A 17,829-nucleotide genomic window follows, 5' to 3' on the forward strand; every position below is an offset into this window, starting at 1 on the left:
GGCTCGGGTGAGGCACGCGCGCGTACATGACCGCGGCCCGTACCCCGGTCGGCGGGGGTACGGGCCGCACCCATGCGACGTGACGGCCGCGGGACCGTGCGTGCGTCAGGTCGTGACGGCCTCACGGGCGGCGGCCGCCTGCGCCATGGCGTGCTGGACGACGCGGATGAGGACCTCCTTGACCGACTCGCGGTCCCGCGCGTCGCACAGGACGACGGGCACATCGGGGTCGAGGTCGAGGGCCTGGCGGACGGCGTCCGCGGGGTAACGGGACGCGGCATCGAAGCAGTTGACTCCGACCACGAAAGGAATGGAGCGCCGCTCGAAGTAGTCGACCGCGGCGAAACAGTCCTCCAGGCGGCGGGTGTCGGCCAGCACGACGGCGCCCAGGGCACCGGTGGCGAGCTCGTCCCAGAGGAACCAGAAACGGTCCTGTCCGGGGGTCCCGAACAGATAGAGCACCAGGTCCTCGCGGAGCGTGATCCGGCCGAAGTCCATGGCGACGGTCGTGGTGTGCTTGCCCTCCACACCGCTGATGTCGTCGATGGGCCGGCCCGCCTCGGTGAGGACTTCCTCGGTGCGCAGCGGCCTGATCTCGCTGACCGCGCCGACGAGGGTCGTCTTGCCCACGCCGAAGCCGCCCGCGACAAGGATCTTGAGCGTGACGGGCTCGACCGGAGGTTTGCCGCGCTCAGAACGCCCGAAGATCATCGATCTCTTCTCCTGCTGTGTGGGGGTCGTGCGACGGTGGGCCGTAGCCCCCGCCGCCGGGGGTTTCGATGACGAGTACGTCTCCGGGTCCGACGTCCGCCGCATCGCTTCCGCCGAGTTCCGTGACGGTGCCGTCGGCGCGCTCGACCCGGTTGACGCCGAGAGCACCGGGCCCGCCGCCCGCCATGCCGTACGGCGGCACCCTGCGGTGCTGTGAGAGCGTCGAGACGGTCATCGGCTCCAGGAAACGGATACGTCGTACGGCGCCGTCGCCGCCCCGCCAGTGTCCGGGGCCGCCGCTGCCGTGTCGAATCGCGAACTCGTCGAGCCTGACGGGCAGTCGCCACTCGAGGACCTCGGGGTCGGTGAGCCGCGAGTTGGTCATATGGGTCTGCACGACGGGAGCGCCGGGGAAGCCGTCACCCGCGCCCGAGCCGGAGGCCACGGTCTCGTAGTACTGGTGGCGCTCGTTGCCGAAGGTGACGTTGTTCATGGTGCCGGAGCCCTCGGCCTGCACGCCCAGGGCCGCGTAGAGGGCGCCGGTGATCGCCTGGGACGTCTCCACGTTGCCGGCGACGACGGCGGCCGGGGGCTCGGGGGCGAGCATCGACCCCGGCGGCACCACGATGCGCAGGGGGCGCAGACAGCCGTCGTTGAGCGGGATGTCGTCGTCCACCAGGGTGCGGAAGACGTACAGGACCGCGGCGTTGACGACGGCGAAGGGTGCGTTGAAGTTGGTGGCGAGCTGTGCGGACGTGCCCGTGAAGTCGACGGTGGCCGAGCGTGCCGCGCGGTCCACGCAGACACGGACCCGGATGACCGCCCCGGAGTCAGTCTCGTAGGCGCACTCTCCGCCCTCGAGCGTGTCGATGACGCGGCGCACCGCTTCCTCCGCGTTGTCCTGGACGTGCCTCATGTACGCCTGGACGACGTCGAGCCCGAAGTCCTCGATCATGCGGCCGACTTCGTCGACGCCTTTCCGGTTGGCGGCGATCTGGGCGCGCAGGTCGGCGAGGTTCGTCTTCGGGTTGCGCGACGGGTGAGGCGGCGCGGTGAGCAGGGCCAGTGTCTCCGCCTCCCGGAACTGTCCGTTCTCGGCGAGCAGCCAGTTGTCGAAGAGGATGCCCTCCTCGTCGATGGTCCGGCTGTTCGCCGGCATGGAGCCCGGGGCGATACCGCCGATCTCGGCGTGGTGGCCGCGCGAGGCGACGTAGAACAGGATCCGCTCACTCTCCGTGCCGAAGACCGGGGTGATCACGGTGACATCGGGAAGGTGGGTGCCGCCGTGGTAGGGGTCGTTGACGGCGTAGGTGTCGCCGGGCCGCATGGTGTCGCCGCGCCGCCGGACGACCTCCTGCACGCTCGTGCCCATGGAGCCCAGGTGGACAGGGATGTGAGGGGCGTTGGCCACCAGGTTGCCGTCGGGGTCGAACAGGGCGCAGGAGAAGTCCAGGCGCTCCTTGATGTTGACGGACTGGGCGGTCGATTCGAGTCGGGCGCCCATTTGTTCGGCGATGGACATGAAGAGGTTGTTGAAGACCTCGAGCAGAACGGGATCCGCTTGCGTGCCGAGATCGGAACTCTCCGTGACCGTCGCGCGTTCCATGACCAGATGCCCGTCGTCGGTCGTCGCGGCCCGCCAGCCGTCGTCGACGACGGTTGTCGTGCCTGCCTCGGCGATGATCGCGGGTCCGTCCACGGTCTCACCGGGCGGGAGTTCCTCGCGGCGGTGCAGGGGCACTTCGCGCCAGGAGCCGTCGGTGTGGAGTCGGACGGTCGGCGCGGTGGCCGGGCGGGACGCGGGTCCGGCTTCGCGCGGTGCGAGGGCGGAGAGGTCGGGGGGTTCGGTGAGACCGGTGGCTTCCACGGAGAGGGCTTCGACGACGACCGGACGGTCGAGGGTGAAGGAGTAGGTGGCGCGATGACGTTCTTCGAAGGCGTGGGTCATGGTGTCGGGTTCGGTGAGCTCGACGGTCAGTGCCGTGTCCGTGCCGTCATAACGGAGCTGGGCCCGACGGGTGATCCGGATGCGGTGTTCGGGGACGTCCTCGGCGAGGAGTTCGGCGCGGGTGGCGTTTTCCAGATCGTCGGCGGTTTTGAGGATGCCGGGCATCGAGGACGGTTCGAGGCGTGCTTCGACGGACTGTTCGCGCATGGCCGTGGTGTCGGCGAGTCCGATACCGAGGGCGGACAGGACGCCTGCCATGGGCGGGACCAGGACGGTGCGGATGCCGAGCGAGTCGGCGACCATGCACGCGTGCTGGCCGCCGGCGCCACCGAACGTGGTGAGCGCGTAGCGGGTGACGTCGTGGCCCTTCTGTACGGAGATCCGCTTGACGGCGTTGGCGATGTTGGCCACGGCGATCTGCAGGTAGCCCTCGGCGACCTGCTCGGGGGTGCGGGCGTCGCCGGTTCTGTCGTGGATCTCCCGCGCGAGGGCGGTGAACCGGTCCCGGACGAGAGTGTCGTCGAGGGGCTGGTCCCCGCCGGGGCCGAACACCTTCGGGAAGTGTGCGGGCTGGACGCGGCCGAGGGCGACGTTGGCGTCGGTGACCGTCAGCGGACCGCCGTTGCGGTAGCAGGCGGGTCCGGGGGCGGCTCCGGCCGAGTCGGGGCCCACGCGGTAGCGGGAGCCGTCGAAGTGGAGCACCGATCCGCCGCCCGCGGCGACCGTGTGGATGTCGAGCATGGGGGCGCGCAGCCGGACCCCCGCGATCCGGGTGGTGTAGGTCCGTTCGTAGTCTCCGGCGAAGTGGGAGACGTCCGTGGACGTTCCCCCCATGTCGAAGCCGATGACGCGGTCGTAGCCGGCGAGCTGCGACATCCGGGCCATGCCGACGATGCCGCCCGCGGGGCCCGACAGGATGGCGTCCTTGCCGCGGAACTGTCCGGCCTCGGCGAGGCCTCCGTTGGACTGCATGAACATCAGCCGTACGCCCCGGAGTTCCGCGGCGACCTGCTGGACGTAGCGGCGCAGCACGGGCGACAGGTAGGCATCGACGACGGCAGTGTCACCGCGCGGCACCAGCTTCATCAGCGGGCTGACCTCGCTGGAGAGGGAGACCTGCGGGAAGCCGACACGTGTCGCCAGCTCGCCCACGGCCTGTTCGTGGTCGGGGTGGAGATGGCTGTGCATGCAGACCACGGCGACCGCGCGGATGCCGTCGTCGTACGCCTCCTGGAGGGATGCGGCGAGGGCGTCCAGGTCGGGGGCACGAAGGACGGTGCCGTCGGCGGCGATCCGTTCGTCGACCTCGATCACGCGTTCGTGGAGCAGTTCGGGGAGTTCGATCGCGCGGGCGAAGATGGCCGGGCGGTTCTGGTAGGCGATGCGCAGGGCGTCGCGAAAGCCCCGGGTGGTGACGAGGAGGGTGCGCTCCCCCTTGCGTTCCAGGAGAGCGTTGGTCGCGACGGTGGTGCCCATGCGGACGGCGTCGACCCGGGCGCCCGCGTCGTCCTCTTCGCCGCCGAGGAGTTCACGGACGCCCGCGACGGCCGCGTCGGCGTAGCGGTCCGGATTGTCGGACAGCAGTTTGTGCGTGAGCAGCCGGCCGTCGGGGCACCGCGCGACGATGTCCGTGAAGGTCCCGCCCCGGTCGATCCAGAACTGCCAGCCTGTCACGTCTGTTCCCCGTTTCCGCCGAGCTCAGAGCGCCCGGAGGCCGCTGATCACGTCGCGCAGAATACTCTCGTCCGGCAGTTCGGCAGGGGGAACGGGACGTGTCACATGGACCATTTCGTCATCCACCAGGTCGCCGATCAGGACCCGCACCACTCCGATGGGCAGATCGAGTTCCGCCGCGAGTTCGGCGACCGACTGGGGGACACCACGGCAGAGTTCGACGATGTCCACGTGTTCCGGGGACAGCGTGTGGTCCGCCTCGGGGTCCTCGGCGTGCTGTTCCGTGACCACCAGCGCGATCAGATCGAGGCGGTGCTGGGCCGCGCTGGTGGTGCGGCCGCGGGTCATGGCGTACGGGCGGACCACCGGTCCCGCCTCGTCGTCGAACCAGTGGCGTCTTCCCTGACCGTCTCCGCTCATGTCATCCCACTACCCGCCCGAGGGCAGATCGGTGCGCGGGCTGGAGGCCAGATGTACGCCGACTCGCTTGACGAGCAGCGTCATCTCGTACGCGACCTGGCCAACGTCGGAGTCGGCGTCCGAGAGGACGGCGAGGCAGCTGCCGTCGCCGGCGGCCGTGACGAACAGGAAGGCCTCGTCGAGTTCGACGACGGTCTGGCGGACGCTGCCCGCCTCGAAGTGCCGGCCGACGCCCTTGGCGAGGCTGTGGAAGCCGGAGGCGACGGCGGCCAGGTGTTCGCTGTCCTCCCGGGTGAGGTCCTTCGAGGCCCCGGTGGGAAGGCCGTCGCCGGAGAGCACGATCGCCTTGTTGATACTGGCGACACGGTCCACCAGTTCGTCGAGCAGCCAGTTCAGCTCACCGGACACATTGCTGGTCTCGGTGGGCCCTGCGGCCTTCGGTGCGGTCATCGACCATCCCCCTTTGTCGTTCCTCGTGCTGAGCCGTCCTGGGCCTGGTCGCCCTCGGCGTTCTCTTCGCGGCCGCGCTGCCAGCCACGCTGGAGCGAGGCCATACGGCTGCGTACTTCTTCGGCGTCCCGTTCGGCGGGGTCCGGGCCCGTGCCGTCGCGGCCCTTGCCGCGTTCGGCGAGCCGTGCCGGTCCGTCCTTCAGCTGCGGGGCCAGGTTCGCCTGCCGGACACGCCGGGGAAGCGGGGCCGTACCCGCTTCCGCCTGCCCCGCCGCGGTGTCGCGGCGCAAAGTCGTTTCCTCCGGGCTCGCGGCGGACGCCGTGGTACGAGTGCGCCGGGGCAGAGCCGGGGCGTCGTGGCGGCCAGGCGCGTCAGGACGGTCGGTGCCCTCTCGGAGACCGGGAGTTCCTGGAGGTTCGGGGGCCTCGTGGAGAGCGGGTCTGCCGGGTGCGCCGATGGCTCCGCGTGTCCCGGGGGCACCGGAGCGTTCACCGCCGCGCCGGACCGAGGCGGCGGACCGCTCGCCGCGCCGCTTGGGCAGTGGCTTCGTGCCTTCGAGTTCGGGCACACGGTGTTCCCGGTGATCCGCGTTCTCGCCCGGGTCCCGCCGCGTTTCGAAGTCCTGGGCCGTGCCCTCGTCCGACTGGTCGCGCCAGGATCTGGTCGTCGTGACCGGACGGCCGTGGGAGCTGACGAGTTTGGGGGTCCCGCGTCGAGGCAGTGGGACTGGAGCGCCGTCCGGACGGTCGTCGTCCCCCGGGCCGGCGGGCTCGTCGCCGTCGCCGGTCTGCTGGTGCCGCCCTGCGGGAACCCCGGTGATGGAGCGCCGCGGCCGGAACAGTCCGCCGCGTTCGCTGTCGTCGTCGCCGAGTGCGCCGGGGAATCCGGTGAGCGTGTCCAGGTCGACGGGCGCGTCCAGCTCGACGGGGCCGTCGAGGACCGAGGCGGGCAGACCGGGCAGACGCGCCGACGACTCGGTGAGTACCGCGCCGGCCCGCTCCTGGGTCTTGCGCTCCTTGGCGGGCAGGGTGCGGTCGAGGCGGAATCCGATGCCGTTGGTGTCCGGGACGTCGTCGGTGAGCAGTGCGTCCGGCATGAAGACGACCGCGGTGGTGCCGCCGTACGGGGAAGGCTGGAGCGAGACGCGGACGTTCTGCCGCTGGGCGAGCCTGCTGACCACGAAGAGGCCGAGCCGGTCGGTGTCGGAGAGTTCGAACTCGGGGGTCTCGGCGAGCCGCAGGTTGGCGTCGAGCAGCGCCTCGGCGGTCATGCCGAGGCCGCGGTCGTGGATCTCCAGGGTGAAGCCGTTGGCGACGCGTTCACCGACGACGTGGACGGCCGTGTGCGGCGGCGAGAACACCGTCGCGTTCTCCAGCAGCTCGGCCACGAGATGGGTGACGTCGGCGACGGCGGGACCCGTGACGGCGACGCGCGGCAGTCGGCGCACCTCGACGCGTTCGTAGTCCTCCACCTCGGCGACGGCGGCGCGGACGATGTCCATGAGCTGGACGGGCTTGCGCCACTGCCGGGACGGCGCCGCGCCGGACAGGATGACGAGTCCCTCGGCGTGGCGGCGCATGCGGGTGGTCAGGTGGTCGAGGCGGAACAGGTCGGCGAGTTCGTCGGTGTCCTCGGTCCTGCGTTCCATGGTGTCGAGGAGGGTGAGCTGCTTGTGGAGCAGCACCTGGCTGCGGCGCGCGAGATTGACGAAGACCTCGGAGACACCCTCACGCAGTTCGGACTGCTTGACGGCCGCCTCGACGGCTGCGCGCTGAAGGGTGTTGAGGGCCTGGCCGACCTCACCCATCTCGTTCCTGTCGTACTCCAGGCGCGGCACTTCGGTCTCGACGTCGACCTGCTCACCCGCTGAGAGCCGGCGCATGACGCTGGGAAGCCGTACACCGGACGCCTCGTGGGCTTCCATGCGCAGGCGTCGCAGGTCGCGGATGAGGCTCCGGCCGATGCGGACGGACATGACGAGAGAGATCAGCAGGGCGATCAGTCCGACCACGCCGGCGCCGACGGCCTGGAGGATGACGCCCAGGGCCACGGGCCTGACGCGGTCCCGGTAGTGGTCGCCCGCCCGGTCCTCGAGTTCACCGAGCTCGGCGAGCACGTGCCCGGCCGCGCCGTCCCAGCTCTTCGCCGTGACGCCGCTCGGCGAGCCGTCCGTGGAAGCGGCGACCGTCTGTTCGGCCGCGCGCAGCGGCCCGGTGCCGGCGTTGCCCCAGTAGCGCTCGAAGCGGGCCCGGTCCGCGGCGGGAAGGAGCGGCAGGCTGATGTCGTACAGCAGCGTGCGCTGGGCCACGAGGTCGGAGACTTCGCGGAGTTCGTCCCGGGTGATGTGACCGGCGACCAGTGCGGAACCGAGAAGGGCGTCCTCACGGGAGAGCAGTTCGCGGGCGCGGGACACATTGACGAGGGCGCGGCTCTCCTTGTCCAGTTCCACGTCGTCGACCACGTGCAGGTTGGCCAGCAGCACGTAGCAGGGATCGATGAGACGGTCGTAGAGGCCGAGGGCCTGGACGCGGTCGAAGGTGCCGTCCTCGATGCCGCTGCGCAGCGAGGAGATCCCGTCGACGGCGTCCAGGAGAGAGGTGAGGCGCTCCGCGGTGCCCCCGCCGAGTTCCTGGCTCACACTCTTGTCCTTGGCGTTCCTGCGGACCTTCGCCAGGACGCGGTCCGTGGCACCACGGCTGCGCTTGAGCGCCGCGAGCCCGTCGGACGCGCGGGGATCGGCCAAGTAGACGAGCGTTTGCCGGCGTTCCCGCTGGAGAACCCTGACGGTGTCCTCGGTCGGGTAGCCGATCTTCTTCACGACTTCGGAAACGCTGAAGAGTTGGCTGGCCTCACGACCCGTGAGCAGGGTGGCGAAAGCCCAGATCGCGGCCAGCGACACCAGCGGCACGAGGAGCAGCGCCACAATCTTCCGGCGGATGGACTTCCCGCGAAAGCGCATGGCCTCCCCCAGCTCGACCCCCTCCAGGCCGGGGGTACACATGTGCGTCAACAAACGGCGTGAGCCTACTACTGACACGGAGCCGACTCGAAGAGCGTCCGGAGGGTGATTCCGGCTCGACGGGGAACGAGACATGGGGAGTTGTCCGTTCATTGGGGGAGATTGCTCCCCTGGATATGGCAGTTGGGGCCGGATCCCATCGGATCGGGGAACTTTGTCAGTTGGCCGAAATTCTTCGCTCGGCGGGAATCTTCGGGGCAGGCCGTTCGTCTGTCTGTACGGGAATTGGGGGCGGAATCGGCCACAGGTGCCGCATGCCGCGCTCAGTCGGCGTAAAAGGACGCAAGCCGGGCAGCCACTGGGGGGCGGGGGTCGCGAGACACCCGTGCGAGAGAACTGCTGGGCGGTGGGGAGTGACAAGTTGATGGGCACGGCGGAGCGGAGCGGGTCACCCGCTGCAGAGGTTGCGACACGGAAGGCGGCACAACTGGCCACCCGGTCACCGGATGACGGCATTCCGGCAGCGGGGCAAGGCAGTCCGGACGCGCGGTCGGCGGCGGACGGGCCCGGCACGGCGGACCTCCAGGACACGGCCTCCGACAGGGGCGGCCGAGCCGAGGAGAAGGCCGCTGCCACGAAGGGATACGAGGACCACGAAGACCGGGCGTACTACCGGCCGTTGTGGATCGAGGAGCCCGCGCGCAAGCGCCGGTTGCCCGATCCGGTGCGTACGTCCGCCGTGCGTGCGGTGCTCGTCATCGCGGTCACGCTGATACAGGCCGTGGTGGCGTTCCTGTGCACGATGGCGGAGTCCTGGCTGGCTTTCCCGATGGTTCTCAGCAGCGTGGCCAGTACGGTCGTCGCCACCTGGGCCGCCCTTGACGTCTGGGTGACGCGGCAGGTGTGGAACCAGCGGAACGGCGTGGTGTCGGTACCGAGCAGCACGGCGCGGGCGCTCCGACGCGAGCGCCGCAAGGCCAGGCGTCAGGCACGGATCACCGCGCGGGCGCAGGAGCGGATACGCAGGCGGGGCGGGGCCGGACAGCTGTCGCACTCGTAGCGGAGCGGCAGCCACCGACATCGGTTATCACGACTCACGCGTGCGGGGAGCGGCCGCCGGACAGTTTCACTCCGGCGGCCGTGCCGGGAGGAAGCAGCCGGGGTGGACGAGCACACCATGAGGAAGAGTGCGGGGAACCGCGTCGCCGACGGCCGGTGGCCGACGGCACGCGATTCCCCCACCCACCCCGTCCCACGGCTCCGTCCCTACGGGGTGACCGGCGCCGGTCGCTTGAACATCCTTGTCGCGGTGATCTCGGTGTGCACCGTTTCCCCGGCGGGGGCCTCGCGTGGCAGTCCCGGCCGCAGATGTTCCTCCACGCTGATGTACTTCAGCCCGGCGCGAAGGTCGGCGTCATTGCGCAACCGGATGACAAGGGGGAACTCGGCGAGCGCGGTCGTGTCGAACAGGCCGGTGGTGTAGAGGAGTTGGACGCCGAGCGCATCCGAGACGGCCCGCTGGAGCTCCAGGAGATACGTCGCGTTGGCGCGCCCGATGGGGTTGTCGAGGAACAGGGTGCCGGCGTGCCGGTGCTTGTCACGGCCGCGGTCGTTGCTGCGCAGCGCTGCCATCGTGCAGTACAGGGCGATGGCAGCGGTGAGGAGCTGGCCACCGGAGAACACGTCGCCCATCTGTCCGACGGGAACGCGTTCGGCGCGCAGCACGGCGTCCGGCTTGAGGATCTCGACGGCGACGCCCTTGGGCTGGAGCGCGGCGCCGACTCCGCGCAGCAGCAGCGACATGCCGTCGCGCCGCATGTCGGAGTTCTTCTTGACCGCCGCGCGGGTGGCTTCGTCCACGACCTCGCCGAGCCGCTCGGTGAGGGTGGCCTGGTCGGGTTCCTCGAAGCGGATGCGCAGGAACTCCTGTCCGGACCACTCCCCCAGTCCCTCCGGCAGTCTGGACAGCCGCTGGGCGGACCGAAGGGTGGCGAGGGAGGACTCGACGAGCCCGCGCAGCCGGTCCACGATCGAGTCCCGGTTGCGCTCCAGCTGCGCCAGTTCGTCGGTCAGCACACGCAGCCTGGGCGCGAACGCGTCCGACCACTTCTGTGCGTGCTCGGGCAGGGAGGAGGCGGGCAGCTCGCGGATCTGCTGCCGGGCGGGGGTGCGTACCTGCTCGTAGCGGGTGGAGTTGGCGTGGCGCACGAGGATGTCGCAGGCCTCGCGGACGGCGGCCTCGGCCGTGGTCAGGTCGGCGGCGCAGCCGCGCAGCGAGCGGCGGCTCTCGGCGGCGGAGTTCCGTGCCTCTTCGAGCGTGCCCGGATAGGGCTCGGGCTCGTCCTGCTCCTCGTCGACGTGTTCGCGGAGCAGGTCCCTGAGCAGTGCGGCCGTCTCGTCGAAGCCGCCGGCCCCGTCCTCGGCGGACCGGTGTGCGTCGAGGAACTCCGCGTGCGCCTCGCGGGCTTGGTTCAACGCCTCGGTGCGGGAGGCGAGTTCGGTCGTGGCGGTGCGCAGGAGGGCCTGGGCCTGCTCGGCGTCGACCGGAACCAGTTCCTCAGCCAGTTCGGTGTGGGCCTCCCCCTCCTCGGGGGCGTGCCGCTCCGCCTCGCCGCGCAGCCGTCCGAGCTGTTCGCTCGCGGTCGACATCCGGGTCTCCAGGAGCTGCACCAGTTCCTCGGCCCGTGCCACGGCGGCCTGACGGGAGGGGCCGTCCGAGCCGTCCGGTGACTCCAGGAGCTGCCCGGCGCGGGTGCGGACCTTGTTGCTGAGCCGGTTCAGCTCCGCGAGGGCCGCGCTCTCGTCGCTCTCGGCCCGTGCCTGCTCGGCCCGCAGGTCGGCGCCCACGCCGACCTTCTCGTAGAGCTGCGACGCGGCCCGGTAGGCCTCGCGCAGAGCGGGCAGCGAGGCCTTGGCCGCGGCCGTCCCTTCGTGTGTCACCTCGTCGGGGGCCCCGGCGATCTCCGCGCGTTCGGCGCGCAGCGCGCGGGCCGTGCGGCGGGCGTCGTCGGCGGCACGCTGAGTGGCGCGGCGGTCCTCGTCGGCGGCGCGGGCGCGCTCCAGGCATACCTGGGCGCGGGCCTCCGACTCCGCCGCCTCGTCGGCGAGTTCGCGGACCTTGACCTGCCATCCGGCGCGTTCACGCAGCCGGAAGGCGAGTCCGGCGAGCGCGTCGGCGGCACGCCGGGCCTTCTGCGCGGCCTCCTGCCGCTCGTCGCGTACGTGGGCCGCTTCGGCCGCCGTCTCGTCGGTCTCCGCCCGGACGGTGCGGGCCTCGGCCAGCTCGGCCTCGCTCTCTTCCGCGAACGCGCGCGCGTCGCGGGCGGTCGCGGCCAGCTCGGCGAGCCGCCCGGCGGGACAGCCGGTGCGCCAGGACGCGAGGCGCGCGGCCAGCTCCCGGTCCTTGCCTAGGCGAGCGGCGAGCGTGCGGATCTCTTCGTCCCGCAGGCCCGTCCGGGCCCGCAGGGCCTGGCGCTCCTCGTCGGCGGCGTGCTCGTCGTGCATGGCCGGGTTCGGCGGTACGAGGAAGACGCCGCCGTCGTCCGCGTCGGCGGCCGGGGTCGGGGCGAGCAGGGCGGCGGCCGTGCCGACGGCGACCGTCGAGCGGGGCAGCAGCGCCGCGTCGCCGAGGACCTCGCGGGCCCGTGCATGGGTGTCCGGGTCGGTGATGATCACACCGTCGACGAGTTCGGGCCGGGCGGCCAGGACGCGCGCGTGGTCGACGGGGTCGACGGCCTGGGCGAGGTAGCGCCACCCGGGCAGCGCGGGGATGCCGTGCTCGCCGAGGTACTCGACGGCGGCGAGGACGTCGGGGCCGGGCGGCAGCAGCCCCCCGTCGCCGAGCGCCCCGAGAATCCGGGCGTCGTCGGCCGCGGCGGTGCGCAACTCGAAGAGCTGCCGTTCGGCAGAGGCGACCGTCTCGTCGAGAAGCCCGCGGAGTTCGTCGGCGCACCGGTCCAATTCTTCGGCAGCCAGCGGCGGACCGGCCGGCGAGCCGACCGGGCCGTCGGAGTCCGCGTCACGGCCCGGCTGGGGAGCGCCGAGTCGGGGGGCGGTGCCCGGCAGGCTGAGCAGCTCCGCGAGCCGTTCCTCCTGGGCCAGGGCCTCGGCCGTGCGCCGCTCCGCTTCGTGCGACCGCTCCGCGGCCGTCGCCGCGTCCGCCGCGCGGGCGGCCGTCAGCTCGGCGCGGGACTCGGCGGACGCCGCTTCCCGCGCCTGGTCGGCGGCGCGCCGCGAGGCCTCGCGCGCGGTGTCCCAGGCGGCGACGGCGTTCTTCTCCGCGTCGCTGGCGGCGAGGGCGGCCCTGGCCGGGTCGGCGTCGGGGGCGCTGTCGTCGAGCCAGCCGGCCCGGACCGCCTCGGTGGTCTCCTGCTCGACCTCGGACAGCCGCTGGCGCAGATGCCCGACCTCGCTGCGGGCGCGCTGCGCGGCGGTGGCGGCGGCCGTCGCGTCGGCGTGGGCCGTCTCGCCGGCCTCCTGGAGGCCCGCGGACCGCTCCTCCTCCTCGTTGGCGAGCGCCTCGGCGCCCTCGGCGGCCCGGTGCAGCGCGCGGACGAGATCGACGGCGGCCGTGGCACGGGCCGCGAGCGCGGGAGCGGCGTCCCGTTCGGCCTCGCGGATCGCGTCGGCGACGCGGGTGGAACGGTCGGCGGCGGCACGGTGGCGCAGCACGGCCTCGGCGGCCTGCCAGGCCGCGTGCAGGGTCCGCGCGTCGGCGAGCTCGCGCTTCTGTGCGGCGGCCGACTTCTCCGCGCCGGCGAGGGCCAGCGAGGCGTGACGGTAGGCGAGTTCGGCGGCGATCAGGGCGCTGCGCTCACGGGCACCCTCGGCGTGGGTGACACCGTACGCGGCGGCGGTCACGCGCTGGGCGAGCTCACCGGCGCGCACGCGCTCCCGCACGGCCCGCGCGGACAGCCGGCGTGCCAGGGTCCTGGTCCGCCGCTCGGCGCCGGTGTGGATGTCACGCGCGCGTGCCCTTGACCCGGCGGCGTCGACGATCCGGCCGAGCAGATCCACTGAACCGGCGGTGAAGTCGCGCTCGGCGATGAGCTCGGCCCTGCGCCCCAGCTTGTTGCCGAAACCGCCGACGAGGTCGGCGAGCCCGTCGGTGTCGCGGGTGTCGGTGACGGCGCGCAGCAGCAGATCGGTGAAGTCGGAGTCCTTCTTGACCGCGAAGAGGCCGGCGGCCTCGCCCTCGTCGGCGTTCATCTCCCGCTGGTAACGGAAGAGTTCGGGGTCCAGGCCCAGGTCGCCGAGGTGCTCGTTCCAGCGGTCGTGGATCTCCTCCCAGTGCACCTCCAGGTGCGGGTAGGCCTTGCCGGCCTCGGTGATCGCGTCGCGGAAGCCCTTCATGGTGCGCCGTCGCCCCTGCGCTCCGGAGGCGCCCTCGACGGGCGGCCGTACCGAAGTGGCTTCGGCGACGGGCAGGTTGTCCAGACTGAGCCCCGGTCCCGGCCGGAACGAGTACCAGGCTTCGGCGAACTTCCGCGGGTCGTTCGAGACCTGCCGCCCCCGCCACTCGCTCGCCTTGCCGACCACCACGCACTCACCGGTCAGCGTGTGCTGCCACTCCAGCGCGACGTGTCCGCAGTCGTCGGCGAGCAGGAACTTGCGCAGCACGCCGGAGCTGGCGCCGCCCAGGGTGTTGCGGTGGCCCGGGAGCATGACCGAGAAGATCAGCTTGAGCAGCACCGACTTGCCGCCGCCGTTCTCCAGGAAGAGCACACCGGCGGGCGCGGGCCGGCGCGGCGGGCCGACCGGCTCCTCCGCGAAGAACTCCGCCTGGGTGGGCGCGGGGTCGGGCACGGGCTCGCCGACTCCGCGCAGGTCCAGCACGGTGTCGGCGTAACGCGCACCGGCGGGCCCGATGGAGTAGAGGCGGACCCGGGACAGCTCGTACATGGCGGCGGACTCTCGTAGTCGAAAGGGGGGAGGTCGTGGAGGGGGAGCCGGAGAGGGCGGGCGGACGTCAGGAGTGGAACGGAAGTCCGGCTCCGGCCACGAGCTCCAGGTCGTCGGTGTCCTCGGCGGGCAGCAGGCTCGCCGTGCCGTCCGTCACCGGGACGATGCCCAGTTCCAGCAGTTCGGCCATGGCCGCGCTGCCCGCCATGTCGCGGACCTGGAGCTGATAGCGGGCCGTCGTCCGGTAGGTCCCGCCGGATTCGTCGCCGGTGCGCTGGAGGAACCCGGAGTCGGTGAGGAAGGCGACGGCCTTGGCGATGATGCCCGTCGTCGAGCCGGCCAGTCTTCGCGCGTCCTTGGTGGCGCCGGTGGAGCTGCGCCGTGCCCAGATCCGCCAGGCCGCCTCCAGTCCGGGCGCGTCGGTCGCCGGGTCGGTGTTCTCGCCGGTCTCCTCGGCCCGCTCCTCCAGGCGCCGGCAGGCCTGTCGTACGAACGCGTCGACGCCGTTGACCGAGACGCGCCCGATGTATCCGTCGTCGGCGAGGTCCTCGGGGCGCGGGAAGGCCAGGGCGGCCACGGCGAGGTGGGCGAGTCCGTGCAGGAACCGGTCCCCGGAGTCGGTCGAGGCGCGACGCGCGTAGTCGCCCATGCGGACGGCGAAGACCGAGTCCTCGGCCGCGGTCACCGCCATCCCCGCGCGCGGGGACACCTCGAGGACGACGAGGCCGAGACCGGCGGCGACCGCGTCGGCGAGCCGCGCGAAGGGCGGGTCCTCGCGGTAGCGGCGCAGCAGCTCGGTGTACTCCTGATCGCGCGCGGGCTGGAGTTTGGGCTGGAGCCCGAAGGCGACGAGCCGCGCCGCGTCGGCGGCGTCGGCAGGGGTGACGGGGGCGTTCGCCGGTGCGGCGGTGGCCTCCGGTTCACTCCACTCGACGTGCTCGGTCACGGCTGGGACTCCTTGGTCGAAAGTACGAGGGTACGTGCGGGGGTGCGGGCGGGTGCCCCGTGCGGGGCTCGCGGACCGGAGGCGCCCGGCTCCGCAGGACCGGCGTGCGCCGTCACCGGAGCGGTGCGGCCGGTGGCGGGGGTCCGGGGTGTCCCGCCGTGCCCGCCCGCGGGGGTCCGGGGTGTCCCGCGGTGCCCGCCGGCTGGGGTCCAGGATGTCCCGGGGTACGTCCCTGCGGAGGTCCGGGGTGTCCCGCCGTGCCCGCCCGCGGGGGTCCGGGGTGTCCCGGGGTGCGCGTGCTCTCGCGGTGGATGGTTCATGCCCGGTCCGCCTTCATCCCGGCCGCGTCGAGCAGCGCCATGCCCACGATCAGATCGGCCCCGCCGAACTCCGGGTCGTCCAGCTCGGTCCCGTCGTCCACGGCGAACAGCAGGCGCTCCTCGCCCTGCCGGTAGGCGGTGCCGACCGGCGGACTCGCGGCGTGCACGGCCAGGAGGGCCACCAGGTAGGGCAGCTCGGGATCGCGGCGGCGGGCCTCCGCGAGCAGTCCGGACAGTCGGCGGGGCGCGTCGGGCGGCAGGTTCAGCAGTTCCTTGGCGGAGGCGAGCTGCTCCTCGCTGAAGCGGCTGTCGTCCGGTGTGGCGATCAGGTCGGGCTCGGGCATCTCCGCGCCGAGGTGCTCTCGCTCCAGCGGCGGCGTCAGCAGGATGTCGACGAGATCCGCGACCCGTACGGCGACGGGGGTGCGCAGGCCCGTCCCGCGCTTGAAGAAGGCGTCGGTGACGCGCAGCGCCCGCTCCACCGGCAGGGGCAGCACCGGCGCGACGAGATGGCCGTAGAGGTCGATCCCCGAGGTGGTCATGGGGGTGCCGAAGGCCTGCCGGTCCTGCTCGGCGCGGAACAGCGGGCCGGCTTCGAGCAGGCGGGACTGGAGCTGGGTGTGCCGGCGGATGCAGTCCTTGACTATGTCGACGAGCTCGGCCGCGCGCCGCTTCTGCTCGGGGTCCTCGGACTCGTCACGGGCCTTGCGGATGTTGGTGAGGATCGCGTTCTCGTGGCGGTACCGGTCGGCCACGTGGTCCAGGGCCTCGGCGATCATGTCGGGCACGGCCTGGAGCCAGTCGACGGCCCGGACGTTGCGCCGGGTGGCGTCGAGGGCCTTGCGCAGCGTTTCCGCGTACTGCACGGTCCGGTAGCGGGCCTGCTCGGCGGCGAGCTGCGCGTCGGCCAGCCGGCCGCGGCTGATCAGGACCTCCAGCTTGACCTCTGCGGCGATCTGCGCGCTGGTGACATCGGTGTCGAGGGCGCCGACGAGGACGTTGACCGCTTCGTCGGTCGTACGGAGGTAGACGCTGCCCCCGTAGCCCGGCACTTCCTCGATCAGCTTGAAGTCGTAGTCGCGGCGCACATAGGTGCCGTCGGGTGCGAAGGTGCCGTACACGGCCCGGAAACCCCGGTCGACACTGCCGACGTTGATCAGGTTCTCCAGGACCCAGCGGGCCACGCGCTCGTGCTCGGCGACCGGTCGCCCGGGAGCCTGGGCGGCGATACGCGGGATGAGCCTGGCCACTATCTGGTCGTGGTCGGCGCCCGTGTCGAAGTCCATGTTGAGTGTGACGAGATCGATGGCGGCGAGGGCGACCTCGGCCATGCCGTACACCGTGTACTCGCCCGCGAGATTCGCCTTGCGCATGTCCAGGTCGTGCAGCGGCGCGGTGCAGGCGAGCGCGCGCAGCCGCCGCGCCAGGCCCTCGTCGGCGGCCGGGCCCGGCGCCGGGCGCCGCGCCGCGCTGAGCTGGGGCGGAACGCTGTCCGTCGATGCAGGCGATGTCACGCTGCACAGACTAGGTCCTCGGTCCGACAACGGTCGAAACGGCGCAGAAGCGACCGCCGTCCCCGCCGGACCACGAACCGGCCGACCCGGTCGCCGTGGGCACGGCCGGACACACGGACAGCCGCCGTGCGTCTCGCCGTGGGCACGGCCGGACACACTGACGGCCGCCGTGCGTGTCCGGGCCAGGGCACCGGCCCCACGTGGCCGACGCCACACACCGGACCCACCCGGCAGGCACGCGGCGCGAGGCCGTCAGCCCGTGCCCCCGCCCCCGTCGGCCACGCGGCGCGCGTACACCTCGACGAGGCTGGCGAGCGAGTCGTCGAGATACGCCGCGAGGAGACGTTCCGCGCCGTCCCGGTCGCCGGCCCGCAGGGTCTGGAGGATCTCGTGGTTGCGCGCGAGGTAGGGCTCGTGGAGCCGCTGGGGGTCGTCCACGACGTGGAAGGCGAGACGCAGCTCCGCGAAGACGCTGCGCATCACCTCGTCGGTACGGGCGCTGCCGGCGAGCGCGACCAGTTCGCGGTGGAAGTGGATGTTGGCGGTCGCCACTCCTTTCCAGTCACCTTCGCGCGCCGCCCGCCGCCCGGCGGAGACGGCTCCGGCGATCCCCTCCACGGCGTAGGGCGGAGCGCCGAGCCCGCGGACCACGGCGCACTCGACGAGGGACCGGGTGCGGTAGATGTCCTCGACGTCCTCGACCGTGAGCACCCGTACGAAGACCCCTCGGTTGAGTTCGTGCACCAGCAGCCGCTCGTGCGTGAGCAGCCGGAACGCCTCGCGCAGCGTGTTGCGGGAGACCCCGAGGGCGCCGCCGATGCTGTCCTCCGACAATCGCGTCCCGGGCGGGAAGAAGCCCTCGGCGATCCGGCTCCTGAGGATGTCCGAGACCCGCTCGGCGGTGCTGGTGCGGCCCAACAGGGCTCGGTCGTCGGCCAGTTCCGTCAGCTCTGCCATGCCCGGAATTCAACCGCAGACACGAGAA

10 protein-coding genes are annotated in these 17,829 nt (G+C 72.2%); 1 reads left to right on the forward strand and 9 read right to left on the reverse strand.

Features of this window, described 5'->3' with window-relative positions:
• Positions 1-105: 105 nt before the first annotated feature.
• From OG485_RS09645 to OG485_RS09665, 5 genes are read right to left on the reverse strand one after another with little or no spacing between them, the layout of a single operon-like run.
• The gene (locus tag OG485_RS09645) at positions 106-711 is read right to left on the reverse strand and encodes a GTP-binding protein (protein ID WP_328666728.1); all 606 of its coding nucleotides are present in this window, start codon (positions 709-711) and stop codon (positions 106-108) included.
• Complete coding sequence (locus OG485_RS09650) at positions 692-4,333, reverse strand: hydantoinase B/oxoprolinase family protein (protein ID WP_328666730.1); 3,642 nt, start codon at positions 4,331-4,333, stop codon at positions 692-694. Before OG485_RS09650 ends, OG485_RS09645 begins: the two co-directional genes overlap by 20 nt.
• Before the next feature lie 24 nt (positions 4,334-4,357).
• Complete coding sequence (locus OG485_RS09655) at positions 4,358-4,753, reverse strand: DUF742 domain-containing protein (protein ID WP_328666732.1); 396 nt, start codon at positions 4,751-4,753, stop codon at positions 4,358-4,360.
• A gap of 9 nt (positions 4,754-4,762) precedes the next feature.
• The gene (locus OG485_RS09660) at positions 4,763-5,203 is read right to left on the reverse strand and encodes a roadblock/LC7 domain-containing protein (protein ID WP_326789002.1); all 441 of its coding nucleotides are present in this window, start codon (positions 5,201-5,203) and stop codon (positions 4,763-4,765) included.
• Positions 5,200-8,163, reverse strand: a complete 2,964-nt coding sequence (locus OG485_RS09665; RefSeq protein WP_328674293.1) for a nitrate- and nitrite sensing domain-containing protein — start codon at positions 8,161-8,163, stop codon at positions 5,200-5,202. Before OG485_RS09665 ends, OG485_RS09660 begins: the two co-directional genes overlap by 4 nt.
• Before the next feature lie 424 nt (positions 8,164-8,587).
• On the opposite strand from OG485_RS09665, the gene OG485_RS09670 reads away from it, so the two are divergent.
• Complete coding sequence (locus tag OG485_RS09670) at positions 8,588-9,223, forward strand: hypothetical protein (RefSeq protein ID WP_328666736.1); 636 nt, start codon at positions 8,588-8,590, stop codon at positions 9,221-9,223.
• Positions 9,224-9,429: 206 nt separating this feature from the next.
• Here the strand turns inward: OG485_RS09670 and OG485_RS09675 are convergent, their stop codons facing one another.
• The 4 genes from OG485_RS09675 to OG485_RS09690 all read right to left on the reverse strand — a co-directional run bounded on the left by OG485_RS09675 (position 9,430) and on the right by OG485_RS09690 (position 17,801).
• Positions 9,430-14,064, reverse strand: coding sequence for a hypothetical protein (locus tag OG485_RS09675; RefSeq protein WP_328666738.1), 4,635 nt, complete (start codon positions 14,062-14,064; stop codon positions 9,430-9,432).
• 67 nt (positions 14,065-14,131) lie between these two features.
• Positions 14,132-15,010, reverse strand: a complete 879-nt coding sequence (locus OG485_RS09680) for a hypothetical protein (RefSeq protein WP_328666740.1) — start codon at positions 15,008-15,010, stop codon at positions 14,132-14,134.
• 316 nt (positions 15,011-15,326) lie between these two features.
• Positions 15,327-16,844, reverse strand: coding sequence for a hypothetical protein (locus OG485_RS09685; RefSeq protein WP_328666742.1), 1,518 nt, complete (start codon positions 16,842-16,844; stop codon positions 15,327-15,329).
• Positions 16,845-17,096: 252 nt separating this feature from the next.
• Positions 17,097-17,801 (reverse strand): GntR family transcriptional regulator, encoded by a 705-nt coding sequence (locus OG485_RS09690; RefSeq protein ID WP_328666744.1) that lies wholly within the window; start codon positions 17,799-17,801, stop codon positions 17,097-17,099.
• Positions 17,802-17,829 lie beyond the last annotated feature (28 nt).

The organism is Streptomyces sp. NBC_00328 (assembly GCF_036139655.1).
GTDB lineage: Bacteria > Actinomycetota > Actinomycetes > Streptomycetales > Streptomycetaceae > Streptomyces.

Excerpts from the sequence above, each read along its gene's own strand:
- OG485_RS09670 (WP_328666736.1), top strand. The coding sequence starts at position 8,588 with ATGGGCACGGCGGAGCGGAGCGGGTCACCCGCTGCAGAGGTTGCGACA.
- OG485_RS09655 (WP_328666732.1), bottom strand. The coding sequence starts at position 4,753 with ATGAGCGGAGACGGTCAGGGAAGACGCCACTGGTTCGACGACGAGGCG.
- OG485_RS09645 (WP_328666728.1), bottom strand. The coding sequence starts at position 711 with ATGATCTTCGGGCGTTCTGAGCGCGGCAAACCTCCGGTCGAGCCCGTC.
- OG485_RS09660 (WP_326789002.1), bottom strand. The coding sequence starts at position 5,203 with ATGACCGCACCGAAGGCCGCAGGGCCCACCGAGACCAGCAATGTGTCC.
- OG485_RS09665 (WP_328674293.1), bottom strand. The coding sequence starts at position 8,163 with ATGCGCTTTCGCGGGAAGTCCATCCGCCGGAAGATTGTGGCGCTGCTC.
- OG485_RS09675 (WP_328666738.1), bottom strand. The coding sequence starts at position 14,064 with ATGTACGAGCTGTCCCGGGTCCGCCTCTACTCCATCGGGCCCGCCGGT.
- OG485_RS09690 (WP_328666744.1), bottom strand. The coding sequence starts at position 17,801 with ATGGCAGAGCTGACGGAACTGGCCGACGACCGAGCCCTGTTGGGCCGC.